Raw genomic sequence first — 24,577 nt, forward strand, 5'->3', positions numbered from 1 at the left:
CGCTCAGCCCGCCTGCGTCTTGTCGAGATCAAGCAGCCCGCGCGCCTCGAGCTCGTCACGCACCATGCGTTTTGGAATTTTGCCGTAGCCGGACTTCGGCAGCGCTTCCCAGAAGAAGAAGCGTTTTGGCATCTTGTAGCGCGGCACCTTTGGGAGAAGGAACGCCGCCATCTCGGCCTCACTCACCGGTGCCTCGCCCTCGCGCGCGACGCAGACGGCGACGCCGACCTCGCCCCAGGTCGCATCCGGCACGCCGAGGACGGCGACCTCGCCGACGCAAGGATGGGTCAAGATCTTTTCCTCGATCTCGCGCGGATAGATGTTGGAGCCACCGGAGATGTACATGTCCGAGGCGCGGCCGGTGATGTAGAGAAACCCCTCCTCGTCCATGTGGCCGAGATCGCCGGTGCGGAACCAGCCGTTGCGGAACGCCTTCGCGTTGGCTTCCGGATTGTCGTAGTAGCCGGCGAGCACGGCAGGGCCGATCACGCAGATCTCGCCGCTCTGATTGGCTTTGAGCTCGCGGCCCTCGTCGTCCTGGATCGAGACCTGCATGCCGGTGCGCTCGAAGCCACAGGTGCCGATCTTCGCATGTGGTCCGTCCTCGGGGTCGTGCAGCGCCGCCGGCAACACCGTGATGTTGCCGGTGACCTCGCCCAGTCCAAAATATTGCACGATGACCTTGCCGAGCTTCTTCAGCGCGGTCTTCTGGTCCTCGCGATACATCGGCGCGCCGGCATAGATCACCTGGCGCAGCGAGGAATGATCGTATTTGTCGGCGGCGGGGTGCTCGACCATCATCTTCAAAATGGTCGGCACCGTGAAGAGATTGCTGACCCGATGCGCCTCGATCAGGCGGAACGCCTCGTCGATGTCGAATTTCTCGGTCGGCAGCAGCACGGTGCACACGCCGCGCGCGGTCTGCACCAGCTGATGCACGCCGGCGCCATGCGACAGCGGCGCGACCACCAGCGAGGCGTCGTCTTCGGTGACGCCCGGCGTCAGATCGGCAAGATGGTTGGTGACGACAAAGCCCATCTGGCCATGGGTCAGCACCGCGGCCTTGGAGCGGCCCGTGGTGCCGGACGTGAAGAAGAACCAGCAGGGATCGTCATGCTCGACAGCGACGTTGTCGACCACGGCGCCAGGCTGCGACGCCATGGCGTCTGCAACCGATGTCTCTCCGAACGCTCCCTTGCCGTCGATGCTCCAGGTGAACTCCAGCGCACCGCCGCTCACGGCTGCAGCGTGCTCGGGAAAGTCGACATGGCACAGAAACGCCTTCGCGCCGGAGGCCTGCGCGAGATAGGTGACCTCGTCGGGCATCAGGCGGAAATTGGTGGGCACCCAGACCGCGCCGAGCCGGAACGCGGCGAACATCGAGAAGAACATCTCGTCGCCGTTCTTGGAATGGACGAGAATACGATCGCCCTTCGCGACGCCACGCGCGGCAAGCGCAGCCGCAAGCGCCGAAACCTGCGCATCGATCTCGTGCCAGGTCCGGGACCTGTCACCCCAGACGAAACCCGGACGCGATCCATGCCGCCGTGCATTCTGGGTCAGCATGTGAGCGAGATTCATGACGCGGCGAGACATGCGCAGGGGCTGCATGGGGCTTCCTCTTCGACGGCGGACGGCATGCAAGCGATCCGCTCCTTACTGTCCATTTATCGCCATCGCTTGCGGCCCCGCAAGACCGCCGGCAGCCACCTCATCCAGCGCTCGTTCAAGGAATTTTAAACATGATGGGGGCAACCTCGGACAGTATCCGCGTACAGAGTGCTGCATCATGGTCAAAGCGCCCGCCGTCCTCCTGCTGTCGCTGGCGCTTGCCGGCTGTGCCATGGCCCCGCAAGCGCATCTGGCCTCGGATCCCGCCTTCCACCCCGCACGCTACGCCTGGGATGGCGCCGGTGAGGATCCCAATCAGCCGCGTTCGGCCTCCACGCCATTGCATTCAACGCGCATGGCTGCCAAGCCCGAGCAGGACGGCATCGACGCCGACCAGGACGCCAAGGTCAATCGCTCCCTCGTCATCTGCCAAGGTTGCCTGCGCTCGAAGCCTCAGCAGGAAGATTCACGGCTCGCCAAAGCGACCGATTGAGCCGAACCGCTTCCGTTGCCGCCTCGCTCCTCGCCGGCTCCGACGGTGAGGCCTGGTCGATCCGCAAGATGCTGACGGACTCGCTGAAGAACTGACCGGAGACACCATGAGCGACGTCATCAACAACAGGGACCATCACCGCTACGAACTCGACGTGGAGGGTCATCTCGCGACCGAGCACTACAAGCTCGACGGCAACGTCATCACCTTCGAGCACACGGACGTGCCGAAGGAGCTCGGCGGCAAGGGCGTCGGCTCAAGGCTGGCGCAAGGCGCGCTCGACCAGGTTCGCGCGGCCGGATTGAAGCTGATCCCGCAATGCCCGTTCGTGAAGGCGTGGATCGAGAAGCACCCGGACTATGCGGATCTGGTGAAGAGATGAGCAAGCTCAGGCCCGCCGATCGCGCGGCGGGCCTGCCGCAATCCACGGCCTATTGCCCATGCTTCAGCATATCCTGATCACTTAGATCCCAGTCCTGCCACAGCTGGAGCACACCGAGAACCACCGCCAACGCACCGAGGCTCGTATGGTAGATCCGGAGAAAACCTTCGCCGGAATAGCCGAGCACATAGGGCGAGACGATGAGCCACAGCCCGACCAGGATCGTCGCCACCTCCTGCCAGCGCTGCAAGGCGACATATTCGAGCTGGCTGAGGCCAAATACGACGAGGCCGATTGCGACCGCGTTCAGGACCATCATCTCGTGTCCGACGATCCCCGAGCGATCCTGGATGGGAAACCACGGCGACGCGACAATCAGCGCGCCGAGCAGCATCCCACACCAGTCTTCCCATGTTCGATGAGTATTCAAGAAACCAAAGTCCGACATCGTACCCTCCTACAAAAGAGGCATACGTCAGCGGCTGGCTATCATGACACTCCGAATGTCTAGCGACCCTGCCGGCCGCATTCGGGCGTATGTCCTCTCAAGGACGTGGGAACCGCGGTGGAACTTGCAAGAGCGATATCGAGGATTATTTGCGCGGCGAGCAACGCCATGAAAGCACAGCGGGACACGCATTTTCCGGATATCTCCCCTGCGGCAATCTTCCCTGGTCGTGCCTTGGCAAGGGCAGGTTCAGGCGCCTAGTTCAGGGAACAAGCAGCGCGTCGGAAGGATCTCTCATGGCGGCATCGGTACGCGACAACAAGGACAAAAGCCGTTTCGAGCTCGACGTTGGCGGCGAACTCGCCTTCGCCAATTACCGGCTGACGCCGTCGACAGTGATCATCACCCACACCGAGACGCCGCGCGCGCTGCGCGGTCGCGGCATTGCCTCCGAGCTGATCAAGGGCGCGCTGGAGTTGATCCGCCGCGACGGCAAAAAGGTGATCGCGGGCTGCGGTTTCGTGGTCGACTATCTCGACAAGCATCCGGAGGATGCCGACCTAGTTGGATAACCGCGTTCGCAGTTGCAATAAGCCCCGAAGATCCTCGGCCATCCTAGATTGACAAAATCAAGAGGACTCACCTCCCATTGCATGCTACCTTGCGTTGTTTTCATCACATTTCAATTTCGGAGAAAATGATGGCCAAGAAGCGCAAGCAGATGCCCAAGAAGGCAACCGACCACACGCCTGCTCATACGAGCAACCTGATCTCGACCAACGGCGTCTTCTTCGGATGGAAGCCGGAATTGCCGGACCATCGCGATTTGCCGTACGGCGCCATGCGCATGGCGCTGGAAAAGCCGATGACCCTTCCCCCGCAGGTCGATCTGCGCGCACAGTGTCCGCCGGTCTATGATCAGGGCAACCTTGGCTCGTGTACCGGCAATGCCATCGCTGGCGCATTTCAATTTGATCGTCGCAAGCAAAATCTGCCCGACTTCGTCCCCTCGCGCCTGTTCATCTACTACAACGAGCGGAGCATGGAGGGTACGGCCGCGCGGGATGCCGGGGCGTTCATTCGAGACGGCATCAAATCAATCGCGACGAAGGGCGTCTGCAAGGAACCGGATTGGCCTTACGCCGTCTCCAAATTCGCCGATCGACCGCCGAAGTCCTGCTACACCAGCGCGACGAAATACAAATCGATCAGCTACTTCCGTTTGAACAACGCCAACATCGATGAGCTGAAAAGCTGCCTCGCAGCGGGATTCCCGTTCGTGTTCGGCTTCGTCGTCTATCCCTCGTTCTTTCAGGGAGACACCAACGGGATGGTGCCGATGCCGGGGAATGAAAAGACGGTGGGTGGGCACGCGGTGTCGGCCGTCGGATACAACGACATCAATCAACGCTTTATCATTCGCAATTCATGGGGACCGGCGAAGGGCGACCAAGGCTATTACTACATGCCGTATCAATATCTGACGACCACATCCCTTTCAGACGATTTCTGGACGGTCCGATCGGTCACGGCAGTCAGCCTTCACCCGTCATCCTGATCATCGCAGGGCCTTGAGACCGAAATAAACACACAAGGTCCGCCGCTCTTGCGGCGGCGGACCTTCTCGCCATCGGTGAGCTTCAGTGCTTGATCTCCGGCGGCAGCTTGCCGCCATTGGCGGCGAGCTTGGACATCACCTGCTTGTGCAGCCAGACGTTCATGCTGGCCGAGTCGTTCATGTCGCCGGAGTAGCCGAGCTCCTTGGCTAGGTCCTTGCGCGCGGCGAGGCTGGAATCGATGTCGAGCGCCTTCATGAGATCGACGATCGAGGTGCGCCATTCCAGCTTCTCTTTCTGGGCAGCCACCAATTTGTCGACGATGGCCGCAACGTCCACGACCGGCGCGGCGGACGGTGCTGCGCCGGGCGCGGAGGACGGCGCTGACGTTGTCGGCGCGCCGCCCGAAGGTGCGCTGCCAGCGGGCGCGGCGGAGGCCGGATGGCTGCCGAAGATCGCGCCCATGATTTTCCCGAAAATGCTCATGTCTGCTCCCCGAAAAGGTTCCGTTGGAAGGGCCTTGAGTGTCACTTATAGACGAAGTCTCTGCATTGCGCCCGCGGTGTTCAGCGAACCAACAAGCAGCATGAGCTTATCTGCGGCGAAATGACGGCCGAATGACATCATCGAGGTTGCACCGCGGCATTGAATCTCACCCAAGCGTGAGGGACAGGACTCGGAATTGGGAGTACGCTTTTTGTTCAGCTCGCGATGCCATCCGGAATTCGCGTCTGGTCGGGATCGCGATCATCCAAGAAAAGCGGCCGCTTGCGCCGTTTGCCGGCGCCGGATTCGGCTGCATGGCAAGGGAGCTAGCGACCATGGCCACACTCTACCAGGGCAATGTCCCCACAATGGCCCCGCCCGCTGACGCGGCGGGACCAACCATCCGAACCATCCAGTTGTCGGACCTGCACGACGTGCTCAAGCGCGGCTGGGAAGATTTCAAGGCGGTTCCAAGCCACGCCATCGTCCTCTGCGTGATCTATCCGGTGCTCGGCCTCGTGCTCGCGCGCGTCGCAATGGGCTATTCGGTGATTCCATTGCTGTTTCCGCTGGCCGCGGGCTTTGCCCTGATCGGCCCGTTCGCAGCACTTGGCCTCTATGAGCTCTCGAGCCGGCGTGAACGCTATGAAGAAGCCAGTGCCTGGGATGCCATGGAGGTGCTGCGCTCGCCCTCCTTCGGCGCCATGCTCGGCCTCGGCACGCTGCTGCTCGCATTGTTCGTGACCTGGGTTGCGACGGCGCAGGCGATCTATGTCGCCGCGTTCGGCTATGAGGGCGTAAGCGGGATCTCGGATTTCGTGACGCGCGTGCTGACGACGTCGCAGGGCTGGTGGCTGATCGTGATCGGCTGCGGCACGGGCTTCCTGTTCGCGCTCGCTGCGCTCTGCATCAGCGCCGTGTCGTTCCCGTTGATGCTCGACCGTCATGCCGGTGCGTTCGAGGCCATGGTCACCTCGCTCCGCGTCGTCGCCAAGAACCCGGTGCCGATGGCGGCCTGGGGCCTGATCGTGGCGGTGCTGCTGGCGCTCGGCACCATCCCCGCGTTCCTCGGCCTCGCTGTCGTCATCCCCCTGCTCGGCCACGCCACCTGGCATCTCTATCGCAAGGTGATCGTGTCCGATCCCGGCGCTCGGCCGGTGCCGCCTCCGCCGCATCGTCAGCGCAAGCCGGCTGCCGACTTTCCCGCTAATCTGTTCCCGTGGCGGAATAGGACGGACGCTTAACGATCTTGTGACATCCGATCCTGCCTGGACCTCGGGCGGGATCGGGCAACGTCATACGCCTTGCTTTGGCCGCGGTTACAATCGAGATTGCGGCCGCCGGTCATGCCACTTCACGGAATCAATTTAGTCGAATGACCCCGACGATTTCTCGTCTCGCTCTCGCAGCCCTCACCCTCACCGCGTCAATCCTCTCCGCCGAGCCCACGCTCGCGGCCGTTGCCTGTGGTTCGGGCAACTTTGATGCGTGGCTCGCCGACTTCAAAACTGAAGCCGTGGCCAAAGGAATCTCACAACAGGCCATCGCCTCAGGGCTCGCCGGCGTCACGCTCGATCAGAGCGTGCTCAACCGCGACCACTCGCAAAAGGTTTTCACCCAGACTTTTGAAGAGTTCTCCGGCCGCATGGTGCCGGCCCGCATGCAGCGCGGCTCCAACATGATGAAGCAATACGGCTCGGTGCTGTCGCGCATCGAGCAGACCTATGGCGTGCAGGGCGAGGTCCTGGTCGCGATCTGGGGTCTTGAGACCGATTTCGGCGTCAACACCGGCAAATTCGCGACGATCCGCTCGCTCGCGACGCTCGCCTATGACTGCCGGCGCGCCGAGCAGTTTCGCGGCGAGCTGATGGATGCATTGCGCATCGTCCAGCGCGGCGACCTTGCACCGGGCGACATGCGCGGCGCCTGGGCCGGCGAGATCGGCCAGACCCAATTCATGCCCTCGTCCTGGATGAAATACGCCGTCGATTTCGACGGCAATGGCAAGCGCGACCTCTTGCACAACGCACCCGACGTGCTCGCCTCCACCGCCAATTACCTCGCCGGCTATGGCTGGCAGAAGGGTAAGGATTGGCAGCCGGGTAGTCCGAACTTCGCGGTGCTCCAGCAGTGGAACAAGAGCGAGGTCTACGCCAAGACCGTCGCCTATTTCGCCACACAGCTCGCGCGCGCGCCTTAAGGCAAGCCCTGAATCAAAACGCGTAGGGCCGATCGCTGGGCGACCGGCCCTCTCTTGGTGCGTTTACTTACCCATGGTGGCGTGCATCGCCTTGTTCAGGTGCATGCCGCACGCACCCATTTTGCCGTTGAGCAGCGCGTCCTGCGCAGCCGTGATTTCTTTCTCGGCCGCGAACTTGCTGTCGCCATCCGCCATGTTTTCGATCGCGGTCTCCGTGTGCTCCAGATTGGCCGAGCTGCAGCCGCCCATGGCGTGCTTGGCGGCCTGGGCCGGCGCGACGGCGAATGCGACGGCAGCAATTGCGATAACCCCGAGTAACTTCGTCATGATGTTACTTTCCTTCTCTTGTTCTTGGACAGACCCTGCGACATTGCCGGAATCTGCAAAATGACTCTGCTGCTGACGCGGCAACTTGCCGCAATAAATTCCCCGCGAGAATTGCGTGATGTTGCGCGCGGCGCAGAGCCGCATGCGAAATTTCTGATTTTCATTACAACTTTGTAATCAGGCCCTGCACGTTCAGCGTGTGTGCAGCGCACCATTGGCGCGTGGCGGTCGCTGAAGTGATGTCCGCCTTCGCTGCGACCTTCCAAAGAGGTGCTGAGGCTCGCCAATCGAACGAATCTAGGGCCTGTCCCATTTGGATCGAGCGTTTTTTCGCAACAAAATTATGAACATAAATTCATCCTTATAGATTTCGATTCATGCGACTCGCGCATGTCGGACTTGGGCCTACAAGCTAACGTGGCGCCTTGCAGGAGACCGGAACGCAGCCTATTTCCGGAATGATCGGAACCGTTTATCCAGCCATAAATCCGTGATTTCACGGGCATTTACCGTGTCTTACGACCGGTTTCGCCTAGCTGTTGGGCGGGACTGCCAACAGGTTAATCGTCCCTTACCTGCGCTATGCGCTGTTCGCTTAGCTGCATCGCAACATCGGAACTTCCGCACTGCAACACCCCCTTCTATATTCATTTCAACGATGACGCCCGGGCAAGGGCTGAATCGAACTACAGGAGACTACCAATGCTGCTCTCGCTCATCCGCATGATCCAGGCTTTCCGGGACTATCAGCGCAATGTCGCCGAGCTGTCCCAGCTCAGCGATCGCGAACTGGCCGATATTGGCCTCGATCGCTCGGACATCCCGCGCGTTGCCGCCGGTCAATATCAGGGCTGATATCGTTCAGCCCTCGCCGGACGAACCGATAGCGCCCGCCTCGTGCGGGCGTTGTCGTATTCGAAAGGCAGAAAACTCGATCTCGGCGTTTCCACTGGCCGTCGAAAAGCGCTACCTGTCCGCCCCATGACAGGACCCCAATCCAACATCGTGCACGTCATCGGCGCAGGCCTTGCCGGCTCGGAAGCCGCTTGGCAGGTGGCCAAATCCGGCGTGCCTGTGGTGCTGCACGAGATGCGGCCTGACCGCATGACAGAGGCGCACCGCACCGACGGGCTCGCCGAGCTCGTCTGCTCCAATTCGTTCCGATCGGACGACGCCGCCAACAACGCTGTCGGCCTGCTCCACGCGGAGATGCGCCGCCTCGGCTCGCTGATCATGCGCGCGGCCGATGCCAATCAGGTGCCCGCCGGCGGCGCCCTGGCGGTCGATCGTGACGGCTTTTCCGCCGCCGTCACCAAGGCGCTCAACGACCACCCCCTGATCGAGATCGCACGCGGCGAGGTCGCAGGCCTGCCGCCGGCCGACTGGAGCAACGTCATCGTTGCGACCGGTCCCCTCACCTCCGCACCTTTGGCCGACGCCATCCGTGAACTGACCGACGAGAACGCGCTTGCCTTCTTCGACGCGATCGCGCCGATCGTGCATCGCGAGTCCATCGACATGTCGGTGGCCTGGTTCCAGTCGCGCTACGACAAGGTCGGCCCCGGCGGCACCGGTGCCGACTACATCAACTGTCCGATGACCAAGGAGCAGTATGACGGCTTCGTTGCTGCGCTGATCGCCGGCGAGAAGACCGAGTTCAAGGAGTGGGAGACCAATACGCCCTATTTCGACGGCTGCCTGCCGATCGAGGTGATGGCGGAGCGCGGCCCCGAGACCTTGCGCCACGGTCCGATGAAGCCGGTCGGCCTCACCAATCCGCACGATCCCACGACGAAGGCCTACGCGATCGTGCAGCTGCGGCAGGACAACAAGCTCGGCACGCTCTACAACATCGTCGGCTTCCAGACGAAGCTGAAATACGGCGAGCAGCAGCGCATCTTCCGCACCATTCCCGGACTGGAGAAGGCCGAGTTCGCCCGCCTCGGCGGGCTGCATCGCAACACCTTCCTCAACTCGCCAAAGCTGCTCGACGGCCAGTTGCGCCTGCGCGCGCAGCCGCGGCTGCGCTTCGCCGGCCAGATGACGGGCTGCGAGGGCTATGTGGAATCCGCCAGCGTCGGCCTGATCACCGGCCTTTATGCGGCAGCCGACGCACGTGGCGAAACGCTTGCGAGCCCGCCGGGGACGACAGCGCTCGGATCGCTGCTCGGCCACATCACCGGCGGCCATATCGAGACCACCGAGCCCGGCACGCGATCGTTCCAGCCGATGAACATCAATTTCGGCCTGTTCCCGCCGCTTGCCAGCGCGCCTACAAAGAAGCCCGACGGCACGCGCCTGCGCGGCAACGAGAAGACGGTGGCCAAGAAGCAGGCGATGAGCGCTTTGGCGCTCGCCGATCTCGATCGCTGGATCGCCGATCACCTGCGCATTGCCGTTGCGGCGTGAGTTTTAGATGAATCTCCCGAAAGACGACGCCGCGGTGCTCTTGGCGCGCTGGACCGAGGGCGTGTTGCTCAAGCGCGACGTGTTCTCGACCGTCGAGCGCGGACGCTTCCGTGGCGACAGCGGCGAAGTTGACGCCGTGCTGCGCCGGCTCGACGAGGTGCCGTGGTGGTCGTTCCTGCTCGCGCGCCACCTGTTCGCGCGCGAAAAGCATGCGCTGGCGCTGGCAAAGGGCCTGAACGTCGGCCCCGAACTGCTGTGGGCCGGCCGCCGCGCCTTGGTCCGCGGCTTCGTCGACGGCGTCGCGCTGCATCTGGCCAAGCCGCACGGCGACCTCGCCTATTTCCGCTCGGCCAAGGCGGCGTTGCGCCGGCTGCGCCGCGCCGGCATCTGCCACAACGACCTTGCCAAGGAGCAGAACTGGCTGGTCGGCCGCGACGGCCGCGCCTATGTGACCGACTTCCAGCTCGCGGCCTGCTTTAGCCGCCGCGGCCGGCTCTATCGCATCTTGGCCTATGAAGACCTCCGGCATTTGCTCAAGCACAAGCGTTCCTATGCGCCGGAGGCGTTGACGCCACGGGAGCGAAAGATCCTCGCAAAGAAATCGTTCGCAGCGAGCCTGTGGCTCGCCACCGGGAAGAAGGTCTATCGGGCGATCACGCGCGGCCTGTTCAACTTCACCGACCGCGAGGGCGGCGGCCGCCGTCTGGTCAATGATGCGCCGGTGCTGGCCGAGCTGATCCGCAAGAATCCGGCCGTACGCGACACCGCCATCGTCGCCTTTGCCGACCGCCGTTCGGGCGTCGGGCTCTATGCCTTCGTCGAAGCGGATCAGGCCGCGCTCGAAGGTCAGCTCCGCAACGAGCTCTCGGCCGCCAAGGGCCCAAAGCCGCCGGAACACATCCAGGTCGTGCACGCGCTGCCGCGCGATACCGGCGGCAAGCCGCGCACCGAGATCCTGCAACTGGTCGCGATGAACCAACTCGACCTGATCGAGCCGATGATGAAGAACGACCAGGATCGCGCCTTCCTGAAGGACATTTTGGAGCAGCGCAAAAACCTGCGCGACCGCTTCAACTTCGAGGCGGACCTGCCGACGGGCTAGCGTCGCAGGCCGCGCCTTGAAGCGTCCACATTGCCGATGGAGAAGCGGCCGGGTAGCGCGCCGGCTTGGTGAGCGATGAACCTCTGGGGGACGATGACACGTCGTACGGTTGGCGGAATCGTGGCCGGCCTTCTGCTGCTGGCGGCGCCCGCAATGGCCGGCGAGTCGCCGGCCGAAATGATCTCCAGCTTCCGCCTCAAGCACGGTGAGGTCCGCGTGGTGCGCGATGCCACCCTCGACCGCATTGCCATGGACCAGGCCCGTGCGATGGCGGCGAAGGATGACCTCAGCCACGAGACTCTCGGCCCGTTCAACCGGCGTATCACGCCGGCCGGCGCGGGCCGCGCTGCCGAGAACATCGCCTACGGTTACGACAACTTCGAGAAAACACTCGGCCAGTGGATCGATTCCTCCGGGCACCGCAAGAACCTGCTGCTGCACAACGCCTCCCGCGTCGGCATTGCGAGCGCCAAAAATGCCAGCGGCAAGCGGACCTACTGGGCGATGGAGATCGCAGGCGACTACGAGCCGAAGCCGGGCAAAGGCAAGAAGGACAAGGAGCCGCTGGTTGCCGTGAAACGCGAGACCGCTCCTGCAAGCAAGCCCAAATCCAGCAACTGCCACATCAAGCTGCTCGGCCTCTGCATCTGAGACGGCGCCAGGCATCGTTCCCCGCTGCTCGCCATCTTGCTCACGTTCCTGGACGCGTCTAATTCATGCAGGAGGGCCGCGAGAGGTGGAGGCGCACTTGATCGACATCGACCGAATACGTGCCGACACACCGGCCGCCTCCCGGCTCGCGTATCTCCACAATGCGGGAGCCGCTCTCATGCCTGCGCCCGTCGTCGAGACGATGAAGCGACATATCGATCTTGAGAGCGAGATCGGGGGTTACGCCGCGGCCGACCGGGAGTCCGATCGGCTTGAATCTGTCTATGGCTCGGTGGCTCGGCTGTTGAATGCCACGCCGGATGAAATCGCCCTCATGGAGAACGCGACGGTTGCCTGGCAGATGGCGTTCTACGCGCTTCGGTTTCGCGCCGGCGACCGGATCCTGACCGCCGAAGCGGAATACGCGGCCAACTATGTCGCGTTTCTCCAGGTCGCCAAGCGGACAGGCGCGACGATTGACATCGTGCCGAGCGATGCCAGCGGTGAACTCGACATCCACGCGCTCAAGCGCATGATCGATGAGCGCGTCAAACTGATCGCGATCACCTGGGTCCCGACCAATGGCGGTCTCGTCAATCCAGCGGCGGCCGTCGGCAAGATCGCGCGAGCGCGGAGCATTCCCTATCTGCTGGACGCCTGCCAGGCGGTCGGCCAGATGGAGGTCGATGTCGAAGCGATCGGATGTGACATGTTGTCGGCAACCGGCCGCAAATTCCTGCGTGGCCCAAGGGGTACAGGCTTTCTCTACGTCCGCCGGGACATATTACGACGACTCGAACCGCCGATGATCGATCACTTCGCAGCACCCTGGGTCTCGCGGGATGAATACCGGCTCCGCGACGATGCGCGCCGCTTCGAGACCTGGGAGAACAACTACGTAGCCCGGCTTGGACTCGGCGCTGCCATCGATTACGCCCTCGATATTGGAATAGACCCGATCGAACAGCGCTGCCGCATGCTTGCGGACCGTCTTCGCAGCGGCATCGCATCCATTCGTGGCGTCACAATTCGCGACCTCGGACGCGCGCCTGGTGCCATCGTCAGCTTCACGATGAAGGGATACGAAGCAGAAGCCATCGTCAGCAGCGCCGCCGCGGCTGGCATCACGATCGGCGCATCGGATCCATCGAGCACCCGCATCGACGCCGAAGTGCGCTCGCTGCCAGTGGTCGTGCGCGCATCCCCGCACTACTACAACACCGAGGCCGAGATCGATCGGTTGATCGGCCACCTCGCAGGTTCGGCGCCGCCATAGCGCCGCTCAAGTGCAGCGCGCGCTCAGTCCGGATGCGCTGAGCCTCGCCATGACCTCGTCGAGATGAGCGCTGTCGCGGGTTTCGATGACGAGTTGCAGCAGCGTCGCCTTGGCTGGCAGGTCGGAGAAGGTCCGCTGGTGCGAGACTTCGATGATGTTGGCACCGGCCTCGGCCAGCAGCGCTGCGACAGCGGCCAATTGGCCCGGCCGATCCGGAATATCGAGCGAAAGCTGGGTCAGCCGTCCCTCGCGCGCGAGCTCACGCGTCAGCACCGAGGCAATCAGCCTGGTGTCGATGTTGCCGCCACTCAGCACCAATCCGACCTTCTTGCCGGCGAAGCGCGAGGGATCGGACATGATCGCGGCGAGGCCGGCGGCGCCGGCGCCCTCGACGACCGTCTTCTCGATCGAGATCAGGGTTGCGACCGCCCGCTCAAGCTCGGCTTCGTTCACGAGCGCGATATCGTCGACGAGTCGGCGGACGATTTCGGTGGTGATCTTGCCGGGCGATTTCACGGCAATGCCCTCGGCCAACGTATCGCCGCGCGCGGGCAGCGTGCCGCCATGGATGGCGTTGTACATGGAGGGATAGAGCCAGGCCTCGACGCCCAGGATCCGCAGCGATGGCTTCAACGACTTTGCGGCGATGGCAATGCCGCTGATCAGGCCGCCGCCGCCGATCGGGACGACCAGCGTATCGAACTCCGGCACGGCTTTGAGCATTTCCAGCCCAACCGTGCCCTGTCCCGCGATGACCAGCGGATCGTCGTAAGGGTGGACGAAGATCATGCCGCGCGCCTCGCCGTGGCTTCGCGCGAACGCGGCCGCCTCCTCCAGCGTCGCGCCGGTGACGACCACCTCGGCACCGTGATGCCTGGTGTTCTCGACCTTCACCATCGGCGTACCCACGGGCATGACGATAGTGGCGGGAACGCCGAGCCGCTTGGCGTGATAGGCAACGCCCTGGGCGTGGTTACCCGCCGACATCGCGACCACGCCGCGCGCACGTTCCTCCGGCGTCAGCGCCGTGAGCCGGTTCAGCGCGCCGCGCTCCTTGAACGAGGAGGTGAACTGGAGGTTCTCGAACTTAAGCCAGATCTCGCAGCCGCAGATGTTGCTCAGCGTCCGGCTGTAGCTACAGGGCGTCTCGACGACGGCGTCCCGGATCGTATCAGCAGCCGCATGAATGTCGGCCGGCGCGACCGGAAAGCCACTCAGATCGGAGGATACGGTTCGGGACAAGTCAGCCATAGGACAGCATAGAGCATTTGGCCGGCCCGGGCGATAAGCCAACCGCTATTTGGTAAATTCCCGAGACCGTGAAGCCCGCCACAGCGTCCACAGCGTGCGCAGGCGCGACACTGCCTGCGGCGCGAAGGGATTGCGCTCCGGCCGCGACAGGCGCTTGAGATCGGCCCGCGCCTGGCTCAAAGGCAGAAACGCAGGCCGCGCAGACGACGGTACCCCCGCAAGCAGCGACACGGCCGTTGCCAGGTGCTGCTGCGCCTCGTTCATCAGTTGGTCCAGCGCCGTGCGCAGATTGGGCGTCTCCTTGCCGGCGAACACATCCTCCATGCGGCAACCGTGGCTGGCCAGAAGCTGCTGCGGCAGGAACAACTGCCGGTGCGCGGCGTCGCGCGGCAGGTTGGCGATGATTTGCACGATGCCTTGCGCCAGCCCGGCATGCCGCACGAGATGCTCGACGGCCTCCGAAGGCGGCGCCATGATCCGGGCTGCCAGTGTGAACAACGCCGAACAGGTCGCAGCCAGATAGCCTTCGAGCGCCGTCATGGTCGGCATCGGATCGTTGTAGAGATCGAACTGGTGCTCGTCGACGAGTTGCGACAATGGCTCGACTGGCAGGTCGAAATCCCGAATCGCGCGCAACAGCTCCGCAGCCACCGGATTGCCCTCGGCGCTGCCATGGGCATGACCCGAGAGCATGTCCGTCCACCATTGCAGGCGGATTTCGCCGGGCAAGGGCTGGCTGACCTGATCGCGGACGCGGACGATCTCGACATTGAAGGCGTAAAGCGCAAGCAGCGCGCGGCGCTCGGCCGCGGGCACGAACAAGGTGGCGACATAGCGCGGAAAATCATGGCTGCGTACGAGGTCGGCGCAGAAGGCAGCGCTATCGGCAGAAGGTGCGGCGTTGGTCATGGCACGGCGATCAGCGCGGCCGCAACGCGGCGGCGTTCGCCGATCATGATGTTGTAGGTGCGCACGGCGGGGCCGGTCTGCATCGTGTCCAGCACCACCCTCACTGCTTTCAGGGCCTGCCGCAGCTCCGGCGGCGGCAGCCACACCCCGGTTCCGGTGCCGATCAGAAGCGTGTCGATGCTGTTGGCAGCCGCGAAGACCCGCTCGAGCGAATAACGGTCGATCCTGGCAGGATCGGTCACGTCCCAGGCCCAGATCGCATCGGGCAGGCAGAGCAGCGAGCCGCGATGCGACATGCCGGCAAAGGCAAAGCCGCCCTTGCCATAGGCCTCGATCGGCGCCGAGCGCGGGAAATGCGGTGCGTTGGGATCGCCGGCCATGAGCTTCGTCCGAATGGGCTTACTGCCCTCGCAAACTCCTGCGAGGGCCTGCGGTTCGGATCATGCCTTGTTTTTCTTCGCCGGCGTAGCCTTCTCGACCGCATCTTCACGATGCTCGCCGACGCCGAGATAGATCAGGATCGGCGCCGCGATGAAGATCGAGGTATAGGTGCCGACCAGCACCACGCCGAACATCATCACCGCCGTGAAGCTGTGGATGGCGTGACCGCCGAACAGGAGCAGCGCCAGCAGCGCCAATGTCACGGTGAAGTGGGTGATGATCGAACGCGACAGCGTCGAGTTGATTGACTCGTTGAGAAGCTGCGGCATCGGCATCTTCTTGTAGCGCCGTAGCATTTCACGAATACGGTCGTAGATGACGACGGTGTCGTTGAGCGAGTAGCCGAGAATGGTCAGAAGTGCTGCGATGCTGGTCAGGTCGAAATCGACCTGGCTGATCGACATGAAGCCGATGGTCAGCACGATATCATGCACGTTGGCGATCATGGCGCCGAGTGCGAACTGCCACTCGAACCGGAACCAGAGGTAGATCAGGATCGAGACGATCGCGAGCATCAGGCCGAGCATGCCGTAGGCCAGCAATTCGCCGGAGACGCGTGGGCCGACCACCTCGACGCGGCGGTATTCGACGGCATCGCCGAGCGCGCCACGAACCTTCTGCACCGCCTCCTGCTGGGCGGCGTCGCCGCCCGGCTGCTCCGCGACGCGGATCAGGACGTCCCTCGGGCCGCCGATGTACTGCAACTGGACTTCGCCAAGATGCAGTGCATCGAGCGTCGTGCGCATCGCGCCGATGTCGGCGGTGCCGGACTTGGCCTGCACCTCGAGCAGCGTGCCGCCACGGAAGTCGATGCCGAAATTCAGGCCGTGGGTAAAGAACAGCGTGATCGCGACGATCGACAGCGCCGCCGAGATCGGGAAGCTGATGCGGCGGAAGCGCGTGAAGTCGAAATGCGTATCGTCAGGGACGATGCGCAGCGACGGCAGCAGGCCGAACACCGAGACCACGGTGAGGACGACAATGAGGATGCCAAGCCCGATGAGAACGAAGTGAGTCACGGTCAGGCTCCTAGATCGGCACGCTCTGCGGCCGCTTCCACCGCACCCACCCGGCCACGATCAGCCGGGTCAGTGTGAAGGCGGTGAACACCGTGGTGATGATGCCGATGCCGAGTGTCACGGCGAAGCCGCGCACCGGGCCGGTGCCGATGTAGAACAGCACCGCAGCGGCAATGAAGGTCGTGATGTTGGAATCGAGGATGGTCGCGAGCGCCCGCTTGAAGCCGGCGTCGATCGCCGAGATCGCATTGCGGCCGCCCCGCAATTCCTCGCGGATGCGCTCGTAGATCAGCACGTTGGAGTCGACCGCGATGCCGACGGTGAGCACGATGCCGGCGATGCCGGGCAGCGTCAGCGTGGCGTTGAGCAGCGACAACAGGCCGAAGATCATGGCGACGTTGATCGCCACCGCGATATTGGCGAACACGCCAAACAGCCGGTAGGTCAGCAGCATGAACACGATGACCAGGATCGAGCCGACATAGGCCGCGAGTTCGCCCTTCTCGATCGAGTCCTGGCCGAGGCCCGGACCGACGGTGCGCTCTTCGACAACCGTAAGCGGCGCCGGCAGCGCGCCGGCGCGCAGCAGCACGGCCAGATCGTTGGCGGACTGGACCGTGAAATTGCCGGAGATCTGCCCCTGCCCGCCCGTAATGGGCTCGCGGATCACCGGTGCCGAGATCACCTCGTTGTCGAGCACGATAGCGAACGGCAGACCCACGTTTTCCTGTGTCGCCTGCGCGAACTTGCGTGCGCCGGTCGAGTTGAAGCGGAAGCTGACGATCGGCTCGTTGGTGCGCTGGTCAAATCCGGTCTGCGCGTCGGTGAGCTCGCCGCCCGAGACCAGCACCTGCTTCTTGACGACGTAAGGCACCTTCGGCGAGCTCGTGCTCATCAGCAGCTCGGATTCCGGCGGCAGTCCGCCCCGCTGCGCCTGGTCCGGCGGCACAGACGTGTCGACCATCCGGAATTCCATCTTCGCGGTCTTGCCGAGCAGCTCTTTCAGATGCGTCGGATCCTGAAGGCCCGGGACCTGCACCAGGATGCGGTCGGTGCCTTGGCGCTGGATCACCGGCTCGACGGTGCCGAGCTCGTTGACGCGGCGCTCGACGATCTGGATCGACTGCTCGATGGTGCGGCGCATGCGCTCGATCATGGCCGGCTGCGACAACGCCAGGCGGATCAAACCGCCACCGGCGTCGGTCACGTCGAGGTCGCGCTGGCTGCCCGACCCGAGCAGGCCGCCGATCGGCTGCGCGAGGTCACGCAGCTTGGTGAGCGCCGGCTGGAGATCGGTGTCCTTGACCCGGACCTCGACGGTGTCGCCGCGCGTCACAAGGCCGGTATAGCCGATCTTGGCCTCGCGCAGCGCGCGGCGGACATCGTCGCGGACCTGGTCGAGCTTTTCCTTCTTCACATAGTTGGAATCAACCTCGAGCAACAGATAGGAGCCGCCCTGGAGGTCGAGGCCGAGCACGAGCCGGCGCTGCGCCCAGGCAGGCCAGGTCTTGACCTGCGCCTCAGGGAAGAAGTTCGGGACCGCGCAGAGGCACACGATCAGCGCCGTCAGGATAATCCCGAGCGCTCTCCACCGCGTGAAATACAACATCGACTGGACCTGTCAGATCAGGAGACTTTAAGAGACTCGCGCGAGCGCTCACTTGGCCGCGGTGTCGTCCTTGGCGCTTTCCTTGGCGCTTTCTTTGGCCGGCTCGCCCTTGGCGCGTACACCGGAAATCATCGAACGCATCTGGCGCACCCGCACGCCATCGGAGATCTCGAACTCGATCTGGTCGTCATCGACCACCTTGGTGACCTTGCCCACGAGGCCGCCCGAGGTGACGACGGTGTCGCCGCGGCGGATGTTCTTCACGAGCTCGGCATGATCCTTCACCTTCTTCTGCTGCGGGCGCAGAATCAGGAAGTACATGATCACGAAGATCAGGGCGAACGGCAGCAGCGACATCAACATGCTGTTGGTGTCGCCGGCGCCCGCAGCCTGGGCATACGCAGGGGTAATCAGCATTCGGACGATCCTCGTGGAAACGGGGGAAGCCGGTCAGGCCCTTGGGGCGACCGGCTCGGTCAAATTCGCGCGGACTATAGCGGCCGCCGCCCCAATTGCAACGCTGCCAGACCGTCGATTTGGCCACCTTGCGGCGGGCGCGCAGGCCCGATAAGGCTGCATTCTCAGGAACTTCGGACATGCCCAGAAAACCAAGCAAAAGCCCGGCCGGCAAAGGCCCCCGCACCCCTGCCAGAAAGCCCGCCCGCGTCGCGGCAAAACGCCCCAAGGCAACCCCCACGGCAGCCCCCGTCGACCTCTCCCAGGAGCGCGTCATCCGTGCGCTGGAGACCATCGCGGCGCACCTTTCGGCTCAGGGCAAGCCGGCCGCAACGCCCGAGTCGTTTGCGCGGGCGGATGCCTTCGTCTGGCACCCGGACGGCCGCCTCTCCGCGGTGCCAAGGGTCAGCCGCGTCGAGCTGTTCCTTTTGAAGGGCGTCGACCGGATGCGCGACATCCTGATGGAGAACACCGAGCGCTTCGCAGGCGGCCTGCCCGCCAACAACGCGCTGCTCTGGGGCGCGCGCGGCATGGGCAAGTCGTCGCTCGTGAAGGCGGCTCACGCCAGCATCAATGCAGACCGCAAGCCGGCCGACAGGCTGAAGCTGATCGAGATCCATCGCGAAGATATCGAAAGCCTGCCCGCGCTGATGGACCAATTGCGCGCCTCCTCGTTCCGCTTCATCGTGTTCTGCGACGATCTCTCCTTCGACGGCAACGATGCCTCATACAAATCGCTCAAGGCCGTGCTCGAGGGCGGCATCGAAGGACGGCCCGAGAACGTCATTCTCTACGCCACCTCCAACCGCCGCCATCTGCTCGCACGCGAGATGATCGAGAACGAGCGCTCGACCGCGATCAATCCCGGCGAAGCGGTTGAGGAAAAGGTCTCGCTATCGGACCGATTCGGCCTCTGGCTCGGCTTCCACCGCTGTAGCCAGGACGAATATCTCGCCATGGTGCGCGGCTATTGCAGCCATTTCGGCGTCAAGGTCGACGACGAGGCGCTGGAGCGCGAGGCGCTGGAATGGTCGACGACCCGCGGTTCGCGCTCGGGCCGCGTCGCCTGGCAGTTCGTGCAGGAGCTTGCGGGACGGCTCGGCGTGAAGCTGACGGCGAAATAGCGGCCGGATCGCAATCCGCTTGCGCCTGTCTTTTCCCGAAGGCGGGACTCAGCGCGCTTGTGGCGGCGCGTAGGGATCTGGGGTGCCAAGCTTGATCGGCGGGTACTTCTTGAAGCTCGCTTCCAGTTCTCCGATGATTTTCACTGCGGGATCGGCGACCCAGGAGTTTTGCGCGGCAACATCGCGCTCCTCCTTCCGGTCGGTCAGTAGATTTATGATTCTCGGCAAGGGCAATTTCTGCGGCGTGGCGTACATGCTTTCCTGCCAGATCAAATGGACTTTCCAGTTTCGCCATTTGACGGCTGACAGGCGGTCGGCCACGTAGGCTGGGAACCCTTCGCGATTGGACGCCTCCTGCTTGCCCAAAAAGAAATCCAGCTGATCCACGCCGTCGATCGCGCGATCCTTGGGGATCTCTGCGCCCCCGACCCGCGCAAGGGTCGTGAAGAGGTCGACGATGTGAACGATCTCGTTGCTGATGCGGCCCGCCGGCACCTTGCCGGGCCAGCGAATGATGAACGGGGCCCGCAGTGAGCCCTCCATCGCCGTGAAGTATGTTCCACGCCAAGGTCCGCTGTCACCCTCCCAGGGGTTGGTCGCCTCCGGGCCATTGTCGCTGGCGAATATCACGAGCGTGTCGTTTTCGATGCCTGCTTGCTTGATGGCATCGAGGATTTGCCCGGTGCGGTAGTCCATTTCGGCCAGGCAATCGGCCCAATCGCCGTTGCCGGTTCTGCCCGCGAATTCAAGATTTGGAAGCGTCGGCATGTGAACCTGCGCGAACGGAATGTAGGCATAGAATGGCCTGCCTGAGCTCGCGTTGCGCTTGATGAACTCCACGGCGCGGCCGGTGATTTCCGCGTCCATGGTGCGGCGGCGATCCACATCCAGCACAGCGACCTGTCGCGGCTTATCGCCCTTGCGTGCTTCATAGATATGTTGGGGGTGAACGACTTTCGCATCCCAGCCTTGGCTGTTTCCGACCGACGGCCACATGCTCTTTGTCTCGTCCAGCGACGGCCACATCGCCTCGTCATACGTGCGCGGGATGCCATACCACTCGTCGAACCCCTGATTGGTAGGCATCCGGTCTTCGGCGCTGCCAAGATGCCACTTGCCCCACATCCCGGTCGCGTAGCCCTGCCCCGACAACAGCTCCGCCGTCGTGATCTCCCATTGTGTCAATCCGTCGGGGATACCGCCGATCGGAACTTCGTACGTGCCGGAGCGGATCGCAAAGCGCCCCGTGAGCAGGGCCGACCGGGACGGCGTACACTGCGCCTCAACATTGAAGTTGAGCAGTCGCATACCCTCGCTGGCGAGCGCGTCAATACGTGGGGTGGGCGCGCCACGAAGGATACCGCCGCCATAGACGCCCAACTCGCCATAGCCCAGATTGTCCGCGAGCATGACGACAATGTTGGGCTTCTTGGGTTGCTGCGCTGCGGTGGGCGCGCTAGCAATCACGACCGCGGCGACCGATGCTAAAGGACCGAGCCAGATGCTCTTGCTCGTCGGCATTTTTGCCCTCCGATCAGTAGGCCGTTCCCCCGTTCGAGGTCGGGACCCAAATCCCTACGTGCCGCTGGAGCCGATTGCCTGTTTGCGCATTTGTCCCGGTTCACCCTTACTTCATCACCCTCTGCCGGGTCGGCGCAACGGTACTATCAGGCGCGGCGGGCGAGATCGCAAAGGTCAGCCAGGTATTCCAGCCCGACGGCCGGTTCGCCGCATCGAATTCGCCATATCCCTTTATGTTCAGATATCCCTGCATGCCGCCGACCGAAAAAAATAGCCGAACTGCGGACCGATGCCGAGAACCCGCGACGTAGTCCGCGTGCTTTGACGCCGCATGCCCCATTCGCGTCGCAACCCTAGTCAAACGGAAAAACTCTCTTCCAGTCCTTCTTCATGTCGACGACCGTCCACTTGTTGACCGCCGCGGCGTCGAGCGCGACGTCGAGCTTCCCGAAATGCGAGTCGCGGTCGTAGGCATATTCACGTTCCGCATCCGTATGGTGAACGATCAGGCCAAACCGCGCGCCACCGGCGCCTAGTGTCGCCCATTGCAGCATTTCGAGATCACCATCGGAGTTGCCGAAGGCGGCGATCGGACGCCGGCCGATGTGCTCATTGATACCGATCGGCTTGCCCGCCTTGTCGTCGATGAAGTTGATGTCGGGGAGCCGGAAGAGCGTCGGCGCACCGTCCTTCATCTCAAATCGGGTCTTGATCGACGATCCTATGACCTGGTCCGGCGGCACTCCGTAGATCCGCCCGGTCCATGGCCGCATGAATTCAATGCCGCCGCCTGACACGATGAAGGTCTTGAAGCCATTGGCCCGGAGATAGGCGAGCAATTCCAGCATCGGCTGGTAGACCAGCTCCGTGTAGGGCCGCTTGAAGCGTTGATCACGCGCGGTCGCGAGCCAGTCGGTCACGATTTTTTCGAACTCAGCTGTCGTCATCCCGGCATGTGTTACCGCGATGATCTCGACCAATCCCTTTTCGCCGGAAGCCGCCAGCGCTTTCAAGTCGTTGTCGAGCACCGCTGCGAACGGCTGCTTGGTCTTCCATTCCGGATGCAGGGGCGCCATGACCTTCACGCGGTCGAGTGCGAAGGCCAGCTGTACGTACACCGGCTGCTCGATCCAGAGCGTGCCGTCATTGTCGAAAGTTGCGATGCGATGCTCGGGCGGAACGAAATCGGGGCCGTTCTGCGTCGCGACGCGCGCGACGAAATCGAGGATCGACGTTTTTGTGACGCCCTCGTTCCAGGACGGCAACGGGTCGCCTTGCGTTTGCGCCACCGCGGGTGTGGAGCGCAGAGCGGCAGAGAGGAGCGGAAGCATCGCCATTGACGAAAGCAGAACGCGTCGGTCAAGGCGAGGACATCGCATGATCTGTTTCATTGTCGATCCGTTTCGATCGTGAAGTCCTTATCGGTCAAGCTCGTGCAACGTGAGCCTCAGTAACAAGGCGGGTAAAGCCGGCCCGCAATATCTTGCTGAAAAGTGGGCCGGCCTTTGGGCCGGCCACTGATGTTGGATGTCGGCAGCGCTCTCAGTTACTCGCTCTGATGACCGGACTTCTTCATCTCTGCGAGGATGCCGTCGAGGTTATAGGTCTCCGGCGCCTGCATCGGAGGGAAGTCCTTGTATGAGAAGAGCTCCTTTTCCCAGAGCAGTTGGCCGAGGGGCAGGATATTCCAGTCGTACAGGTAGGCTGTGCTCGGCGAGCCGATCGAACCGGCATAGCCCAGCAACGATTTGGCATCGGAGCCGACCGTCTGCTCGAATGGGTCACGCTTGATGTTGGCGACCTGCGTCCAATGGAAGCTCTGCGCTCCGAACAACCCGCCGGTCCCGGTGTCCGGCACCATCGTGTAGTACATCTTCCAGTTCTTGTAGCGTACCGCCGATGGCTGCGCGCCGGTGTAGTAGAAGAAGACTTCGCGCGCGGATTTATCCGTGCCTTCGAGATAGGCGCGCTGATCCACGCCGTCGAGCGTCGTCTTGACGATGCCGGGATAGCTTCCAGCCTCGATCTGCTTCTTCAAGGCGTCGCCCTTCGGGCCGCCGGCGATGTCGACCAGCGTCGGCAGCCAGTCGAGTGCCGACATCATCTCGCTCTTGACAGTGCCCGGCTTGATGTGGCCCGGCCAACGAACGACCTGCGGGGCACGCATGCCGCCTTCCCAGGTGGTCAGCTTGCCGCCCTTGAAAATGGTGGTGCCGCCGTCAGGGAAAGTGATGTTCTCGGCGCCGTTGTCTGTCGTGAAGACGACGATGGTATTGTCGAGCTGGCCCATGTCTTCGAGTTTCTTGAGGACATAGCCGATATTGTCGTCCATCTGCTTCATGCCGGCCTCGTTGAGGCCCCAGTCCTTGCCGCCCGGCTCGCCGATCATCGCCTCGTATTTCGGCGGCAGCACGGTCGTGATGTGCATGCGCGCCGGGTTGTACCAGACGAAGAACGGCTTGTTGGTCTTCTTGGGATCGTTGCGATCAAGATAGTCGATGACCTTGGCCGAGATTTCTTCATCCACGGTTCGAGACCGGTCGAGCGTCAAGGGACCTTCGTCCTTGCAGGTCTGGTTTGCCTGCGAGCCGTCCGATGATTTGCACGCAAGCACCGGCCGCGGCGGCGTCAGGCACGTCGCCGTTCGAGGATCCACGGCACCGGGGACGTCGGTGAGGCCCGGGACCGGGGTTGCTTTGCACGGCGGCGCAATGCCTTGGACGGTCGGGCTCTTGTTGATGTCAGGGAAGCTCACCCCCTGCATCGCGTCGAGGTGATACAGGTAACCCCAGAATTCCTGGAAACCATGCGCAGTTGGTAGTGCCTCGGGATTATCACCGAGGTGATTCTTGCCGAACTCGCCGGTGTTGTAACCGAGGTCGAGCAAGAACTTGGCAACGGCGGGGGTACCGGGCCGCAGCCAGGATGGGCTGCCCGGCAACTGCGGAGGTATCATGCCCGTGCGAAGCGGATGCATTCCGGTGAAGAAGGCGTTGCGCCCGGCGGTGCAGCTCTGCTCGGCATAATATGTCATGAAGAGCGCACCATCGTTTCCGATGCGATCGATGTTCGGAGTCTCTCCGACCATCAAACCGCGATGGTAGATGCTCGGCTGCATGATGCCGATGTCGTCACCCATAATGAAGAGGATATTGGGCTTTTGCGCCGGCTGGGCAGCCGCCGGCGTGCTGACCAAGCCGGATGCCGGTATCATGATCGTCGCACCTAGCAGCGCTGCGCAGGACCGCTTGAGCCAGCCTTGCGTCTTGCGCGGCGTTGCGACCGAAAGCTTGTCGTCGAATATGC

At 63.1% G+C, this 24,577-nt stretch carries 25 protein-coding genes and 1 pseudogene; 12 read left to right on the forward strand and 14 right to left on the reverse strand.

Going from position 1 to position 24,577, the window contains the following annotated elements:
• Nucleotides 1-3: 3 nt before the first annotated feature.
• Nucleotides 4-1,611, reverse strand: a complete 1,608-nt coding sequence (locus ABIB73_RS02035) for an acyl-CoA synthetase (protein ID WP_354220922.1) — start codon at nt 1,609-1,611, stop codon at nt 4-6.
• Nucleotides 1,612-1,789: 178 nt separating this feature from the next.
• On the opposite strand from ABIB73_RS02035, the gene ABIB73_RS02040 reads away from it, so the two are divergent.
• Nucleotides 1,790-2,104, forward strand: coding sequence for a hypothetical protein (locus ABIB73_RS02040; RefSeq protein WP_354220924.1), 315 nt, complete (start codon nt 1,790-1,792; stop codon nt 2,102-2,104).
• A 106-nt stretch (nt 2,105-2,210) separates the two neighbouring features.
• A complete protein-coding gene (locus tag ABIB73_RS02045) occupies nt 2,211-2,486 on the forward strand; it encodes a GNAT family N-acetyltransferase (RefSeq protein ID WP_354220926.1) in 276 nt (91 codons plus the stop codon).
• Between the two features lie 49 nt (nt 2,487-2,535).
• On the opposite strand, the gene ABIB73_RS02050 is transcribed toward ABIB73_RS02045, so the two are convergent.
• Complete coding sequence (locus tag ABIB73_RS02050; protein ID WP_354220928.1) at nt 2,536-2,934, reverse strand: SPW repeat protein; 399 nt, start codon at nt 2,932-2,934, stop codon at nt 2,536-2,538.
• A 296-nt stretch (nt 2,935-3,230) separates the two neighbouring features.
• Between ABIB73_RS02050 and ABIB73_RS02055 the strand changes: the two genes are divergently transcribed.
• On the forward strand, nt 3,231-3,506 hold the full coding sequence (locus ABIB73_RS02055) for a GNAT family N-acetyltransferase (RefSeq protein ID WP_354220930.1): 276 nt from the start codon (nt 3,231-3,233) through the stop codon (nt 3,504-3,506).
• Between the two features lie 128 nt (nt 3,507-3,634).
• Nucleotides 3,635-4,492 (forward strand): C1 family peptidase, encoded by an 858-nt coding sequence (locus tag ABIB73_RS02060; protein WP_354220932.1) that lies wholly within the window; start codon nt 3,635-3,637, stop codon nt 4,490-4,492.
• An 82-nt stretch (nt 4,493-4,574) separates the two neighbouring features.
• Here ABIB73_RS02060 and ABIB73_RS02065 read toward each other — a convergent pair whose 3' ends face one another.
• Nucleotides 4,575-4,976: a DUF3597 domain-containing protein gene (locus tag ABIB73_RS02065; RefSeq protein WP_354220934.1), complete on the reverse strand. Its 402-nt coding sequence runs from the start codon at nt 4,974-4,976 to the stop codon at nt 4,575-4,577.
• Between the two features lie 335 nt (nt 4,977-5,311).
• Between ABIB73_RS02065 and ABIB73_RS02070 the strand changes: the two genes are divergently transcribed.
• Together ABIB73_RS02070 and ABIB73_RS02075 are read left to right on the forward strand one after the other, a co-directional pair.
• Complete coding sequence (locus ABIB73_RS02070; RefSeq protein WP_354220936.1) at nt 5,312-6,220, forward strand: DUF2189 domain-containing protein; 909 nt, start codon at nt 5,312-5,314, stop codon at nt 6,218-6,220.
• Nucleotides 6,221-6,351: 131 nt separating this feature from the next.
• Nucleotides 6,352-7,176: a lytic murein transglycosylase gene (locus ABIB73_RS02075; RefSeq protein WP_354220938.1), complete on the forward strand. Its 825-nt coding sequence runs from the start codon at nt 6,352-6,354 to the stop codon at nt 7,174-7,176.
• Nucleotides 7,177-7,239: 63 nt separating this feature from the next.
• Here the strand turns inward: ABIB73_RS02075 and ABIB73_RS02080 are convergent, their stop codons facing one another.
• Nucleotides 7,240-7,647: a hypothetical protein gene (locus ABIB73_RS02080; RefSeq protein WP_354220940.1), complete on the reverse strand. Its 408-nt coding sequence runs from the start codon at nt 7,645-7,647 to the stop codon at nt 7,240-7,242.
• A 558-nt stretch (nt 7,648-8,205) separates the two neighbouring features.
• On the opposite strand from ABIB73_RS02080, the gene ABIB73_RS02085 reads away from it, so the two are divergent.
• The 5 genes from ABIB73_RS02085 to ABIB73_RS02105 all read left to right on the forward strand — a co-directional run bounded on the left by ABIB73_RS02085 (nt 8,206) and on the right by ABIB73_RS02105 (nt 12,941).
• Nucleotides 8,206-8,358 (forward strand): DUF1127 domain-containing protein, encoded by a 153-nt coding sequence (locus tag ABIB73_RS02085; RefSeq protein ID WP_007590701.1) that lies wholly within the window; start codon nt 8,206-8,208, stop codon nt 8,356-8,358.
• Nucleotides 8,359-8,484: 126 nt separating this feature from the next.
• Nucleotides 8,485-9,912: a methylenetetrahydrofolate--tRNA-(uracil(54)-C(5))-methyltransferase (FADH(2)-oxidizing) TrmFO gene (gene trmFO, locus ABIB73_RS02090; protein WP_354220942.1), complete on the forward strand. Its 1,428-nt coding sequence runs from the start codon at nt 8,485-8,487 to the stop codon at nt 9,910-9,912.
• Between the two features lie 7 nt (nt 9,913-9,919).
• Entirely contained in the window at nt 9,920-11,014 is a 1,095-nt protein-coding gene (locus tag ABIB73_RS02095; RefSeq protein WP_354220944.1) for a serine/threonine protein kinase, read from the forward strand.
• Between the two features lie 93 nt (nt 11,015-11,107).
• Entirely contained in the window at nt 11,108-11,665 is a 558-nt protein-coding gene (locus ABIB73_RS02100; RefSeq protein WP_502918383.1) for a CAP domain-containing protein, read from the forward strand.
• Nucleotides 11,666-11,762: 97 nt separating this feature from the next.
• Nucleotides 11,763-12,941: an aminotransferase class V-fold PLP-dependent enzyme gene (locus tag ABIB73_RS02105; protein ID WP_354220948.1), complete on the forward strand. Its 1,179-nt coding sequence runs from the start codon at nt 11,763-11,765 to the stop codon at nt 12,939-12,941.
• A gap of 6 nt (nt 12,942-12,947) precedes the next feature.
• Here ABIB73_RS02105 and ABIB73_RS02110 read toward each other — a convergent pair whose 3' ends face one another.
• From ABIB73_RS02110 to yajC, 6 genes are read right to left on the reverse strand one after another with little or no spacing between them, the layout of a single operon-like run.
• A complete protein-coding gene (locus tag ABIB73_RS02110; RefSeq protein WP_354220950.1) occupies nt 12,948-14,192 on the reverse strand; it encodes a threonine ammonia-lyase in 1,245 nt (414 codons plus the stop codon).
• A gap of 45 nt (nt 14,193-14,237) precedes the next feature.
• Entirely contained in the window at nt 14,238-15,101 is an 864-nt protein-coding gene (locus tag ABIB73_RS02115; protein WP_354220952.1) for a phytoene/squalene synthase family protein, read from the reverse strand.
• Entirely contained in the window at nt 15,098-15,481 is a 384-nt protein-coding gene (locus ABIB73_RS02120; protein ID WP_354220954.1) for an Mth938-like domain-containing protein, read from the reverse strand. Before ABIB73_RS02120 ends, ABIB73_RS02115 begins: the two co-directional genes overlap by 4 nt.
• A gap of 60 nt (nt 15,482-15,541) precedes the next feature.
• Nucleotides 15,542-16,561: a protein translocase subunit SecF gene (gene secF / locus ABIB73_RS02125; RefSeq protein ID WP_354220955.1), complete on the reverse strand. Its 1,020-nt coding sequence runs from the start codon at nt 16,559-16,561 to the stop codon at nt 15,542-15,544.
• Between the two features lie 10 nt (nt 16,562-16,571).
• Nucleotides 16,572-18,170, reverse strand: coding sequence for a protein translocase subunit SecD (secD, locus tag ABIB73_RS02130; protein WP_354220957.1), 1,599 nt, complete (start codon nt 18,168-18,170; stop codon nt 16,572-16,574).
• A gap of 48 nt (nt 18,171-18,218) precedes the next feature.
• Complete coding sequence (gene yajC, locus ABIB73_RS02135; protein ID WP_354220959.1) at nt 18,219-18,587, reverse strand: preprotein translocase subunit YajC; 369 nt, start codon at nt 18,585-18,587, stop codon at nt 18,219-18,221.
• Nucleotides 18,588-18,766: 179 nt separating this feature from the next.
• On the opposite strand from yajC, the gene ABIB73_RS02140 reads away from it, so the two are divergent.
• Nucleotides 18,767-19,750, forward strand: coding sequence for an ATP-binding protein (locus ABIB73_RS02140; protein WP_354220961.1), 984 nt, complete (start codon nt 18,767-18,769; stop codon nt 19,748-19,750).
• Between the two features lie 48 nt (nt 19,751-19,798).
• Here ABIB73_RS02140 and ABIB73_RS02145 read toward each other — a convergent pair whose 3' ends face one another.
• From ABIB73_RS02145 to ABIB73_RS02160, 4 genes and pseudogenes are all read right to left on the reverse strand, one after another.
• Nucleotides 19,799-21,271 (reverse strand): arylsulfatase, encoded by a 1,473-nt coding sequence (locus ABIB73_RS02145; RefSeq protein WP_354220963.1) that lies wholly within the window; start codon nt 21,269-21,271, stop codon nt 19,799-19,801.
• Between the two features lie 106 nt (nt 21,272-21,377).
• A pseudogene (locus ABIB73_RS02150) lies at nt 21,378-21,577 on the reverse strand (phenol degradation protein meta); the annotation flags it as partial.
• Between the two features lie 47 nt (nt 21,578-21,624).
• A complete protein-coding gene (locus ABIB73_RS02155) occupies nt 21,625-22,608 on the reverse strand; it encodes an HAD family hydrolase (protein WP_354220965.1) in 984 nt (327 codons plus the stop codon).
• Nucleotides 22,609-22,817: 209 nt separating this feature from the next.
• A complete protein-coding gene (locus ABIB73_RS02160) occupies nt 22,818-24,485 on the reverse strand; it encodes an arylsulfatase (RefSeq protein WP_502918398.1) in 1,668 nt (555 codons plus the stop codon).
• Between the last annotated feature and the right edge of the window lie 92 nt (nt 24,486-24,577).

Origin of the sequence: Bradyrhizobium sp. F1.4.3, from assembly GCF_040548375.1 — a bacterium.
GTDB lineage: Bacteria > Pseudomonadota > Alphaproteobacteria > Rhizobiales > Xanthobacteraceae > Bradyrhizobium.

Excerpts from the sequence above, each read along its gene's own strand:
- ABIB73_RS02035 (WP_354220922.1), bottom strand. The coding sequence starts at position 1,611 with ATGCAGCCCCTGCGCATGTCTCGCCGCGTCATGAATCTCGCTCACATG.
- ABIB73_RS02040 (WP_354220924.1), top strand. The coding sequence starts at position 1,790 with ATGGTCAAAGCGCCCGCCGTCCTCCTGCTGTCGCTGGCGCTTGCCGGC.
- ABIB73_RS02045 (WP_354220926.1), top strand. The coding sequence starts at position 2,211 with ATGAGCGACGTCATCAACAACAGGGACCATCACCGCTACGAACTCGAC.
- ABIB73_RS02050 (WP_354220928.1), bottom strand. The coding sequence starts at position 2,934 with ATGTCGGACTTTGGTTTCTTGAATACTCATCGAACATGGGAAGACTGG.
- ABIB73_RS02055 (WP_354220930.1), top strand. The coding sequence starts at position 3,231 with ATGGCGGCATCGGTACGCGACAACAAGGACAAAAGCCGTTTCGAGCTC.
- ABIB73_RS02060 (WP_354220932.1), top strand. The coding sequence starts at position 3,635 with ATGGCCAAGAAGCGCAAGCAGATGCCCAAGAAGGCAACCGACCACACG.
- ABIB73_RS02065 (WP_354220934.1), bottom strand. The coding sequence starts at position 4,976 with ATGAGCATTTTCGGGAAAATCATGGGCGCGATCTTCGGCAGCCATCCG.
- ABIB73_RS02070 (WP_354220936.1), top strand. The coding sequence starts at position 5,312 with ATGGCCACACTCTACCAGGGCAATGTCCCCACAATGGCCCCGCCCGCT.
- ABIB73_RS02075 (WP_354220938.1), top strand. The coding sequence starts at position 6,352 with ATGACCCCGACGATTTCTCGTCTCGCTCTCGCAGCCCTCACCCTCACC.
- ABIB73_RS02080 (WP_354220940.1), bottom strand. The coding sequence starts at position 7,647 with ATGCGGCTCTGCGCCGCGCGCAACATCACGCAATTCTCGCGGGGAATT.
- ABIB73_RS02085 (WP_007590701.1), top strand. The coding sequence starts at position 8,206 with ATGCTGCTCTCGCTCATCCGCATGATCCAGGCTTTCCGGGACTATCAG.
- trmFO (WP_354220942.1), top strand. The coding sequence starts at position 8,485 with ATGACAGGACCCCAATCCAACATCGTGCACGTCATCGGCGCAGGCCTT.
- ABIB73_RS02095 (WP_354220944.1), top strand. The coding sequence starts at position 9,920 with ATGAATCTCCCGAAAGACGACGCCGCGGTGCTCTTGGCGCGCTGGACC.
- ABIB73_RS02100 (WP_502918383.1), top strand. The coding sequence starts at position 11,108 with ATGACACGTCGTACGGTTGGCGGAATCGTGGCCGGCCTTCTGCTGCTG.
- ABIB73_RS02110 (WP_354220950.1), bottom strand. The coding sequence starts at position 14,192 with ATGGCTGACTTGTCCCGAACCGTATCCTCCGATCTGAGTGGCTTTCCG.
- ABIB73_RS02115 (WP_354220952.1), bottom strand. The coding sequence starts at position 15,101 with ATGACCAACGCCGCACCTTCTGCCGATAGCGCTGCCTTCTGCGCCGAC.
- ABIB73_RS02120 (WP_354220954.1), bottom strand. The coding sequence starts at position 15,481 with ATGGCCGGCGATCCCAACGCACCGCATTTCCCGCGCTCGGCGCCGATC.
- secD (WP_354220957.1), bottom strand. The coding sequence starts at position 18,170 with ATGTTGTATTTCACGCGGTGGAGAGCGCTCGGGATTATCCTGACGGCG.
- yajC (WP_354220959.1), bottom strand. The coding sequence starts at position 18,587 with ATGCTGATTACCCCTGCGTATGCCCAGGCTGCGGGCGCCGGCGACACC.
- ABIB73_RS02140 (WP_354220961.1), top strand. The coding sequence starts at position 18,767 with ATGCCCAGAAAACCAAGCAAAAGCCCGGCCGGCAAAGGCCCCCGCACC.
- ABIB73_RS02145 (WP_354220963.1), bottom strand. The coding sequence starts at position 21,271 with ATGCCGACGAGCAAGAGCATCTGGCTCGGTCCTTTAGCATCGGTCGCC.
- ABIB73_RS02155 (WP_354220965.1), bottom strand. The coding sequence starts at position 22,608 with ATGGCGATGCTTCCGCTCCTCTCTGCCGCTCTGCGCTCCACACCCGCG.
- ABIB73_RS02160 (WP_502918398.1), bottom strand. The coding sequence starts at position 24,485 with ATGATACCGGCATCCGGCTTGGTCAGCACGCCGGCGGCTGCCCAGCCG.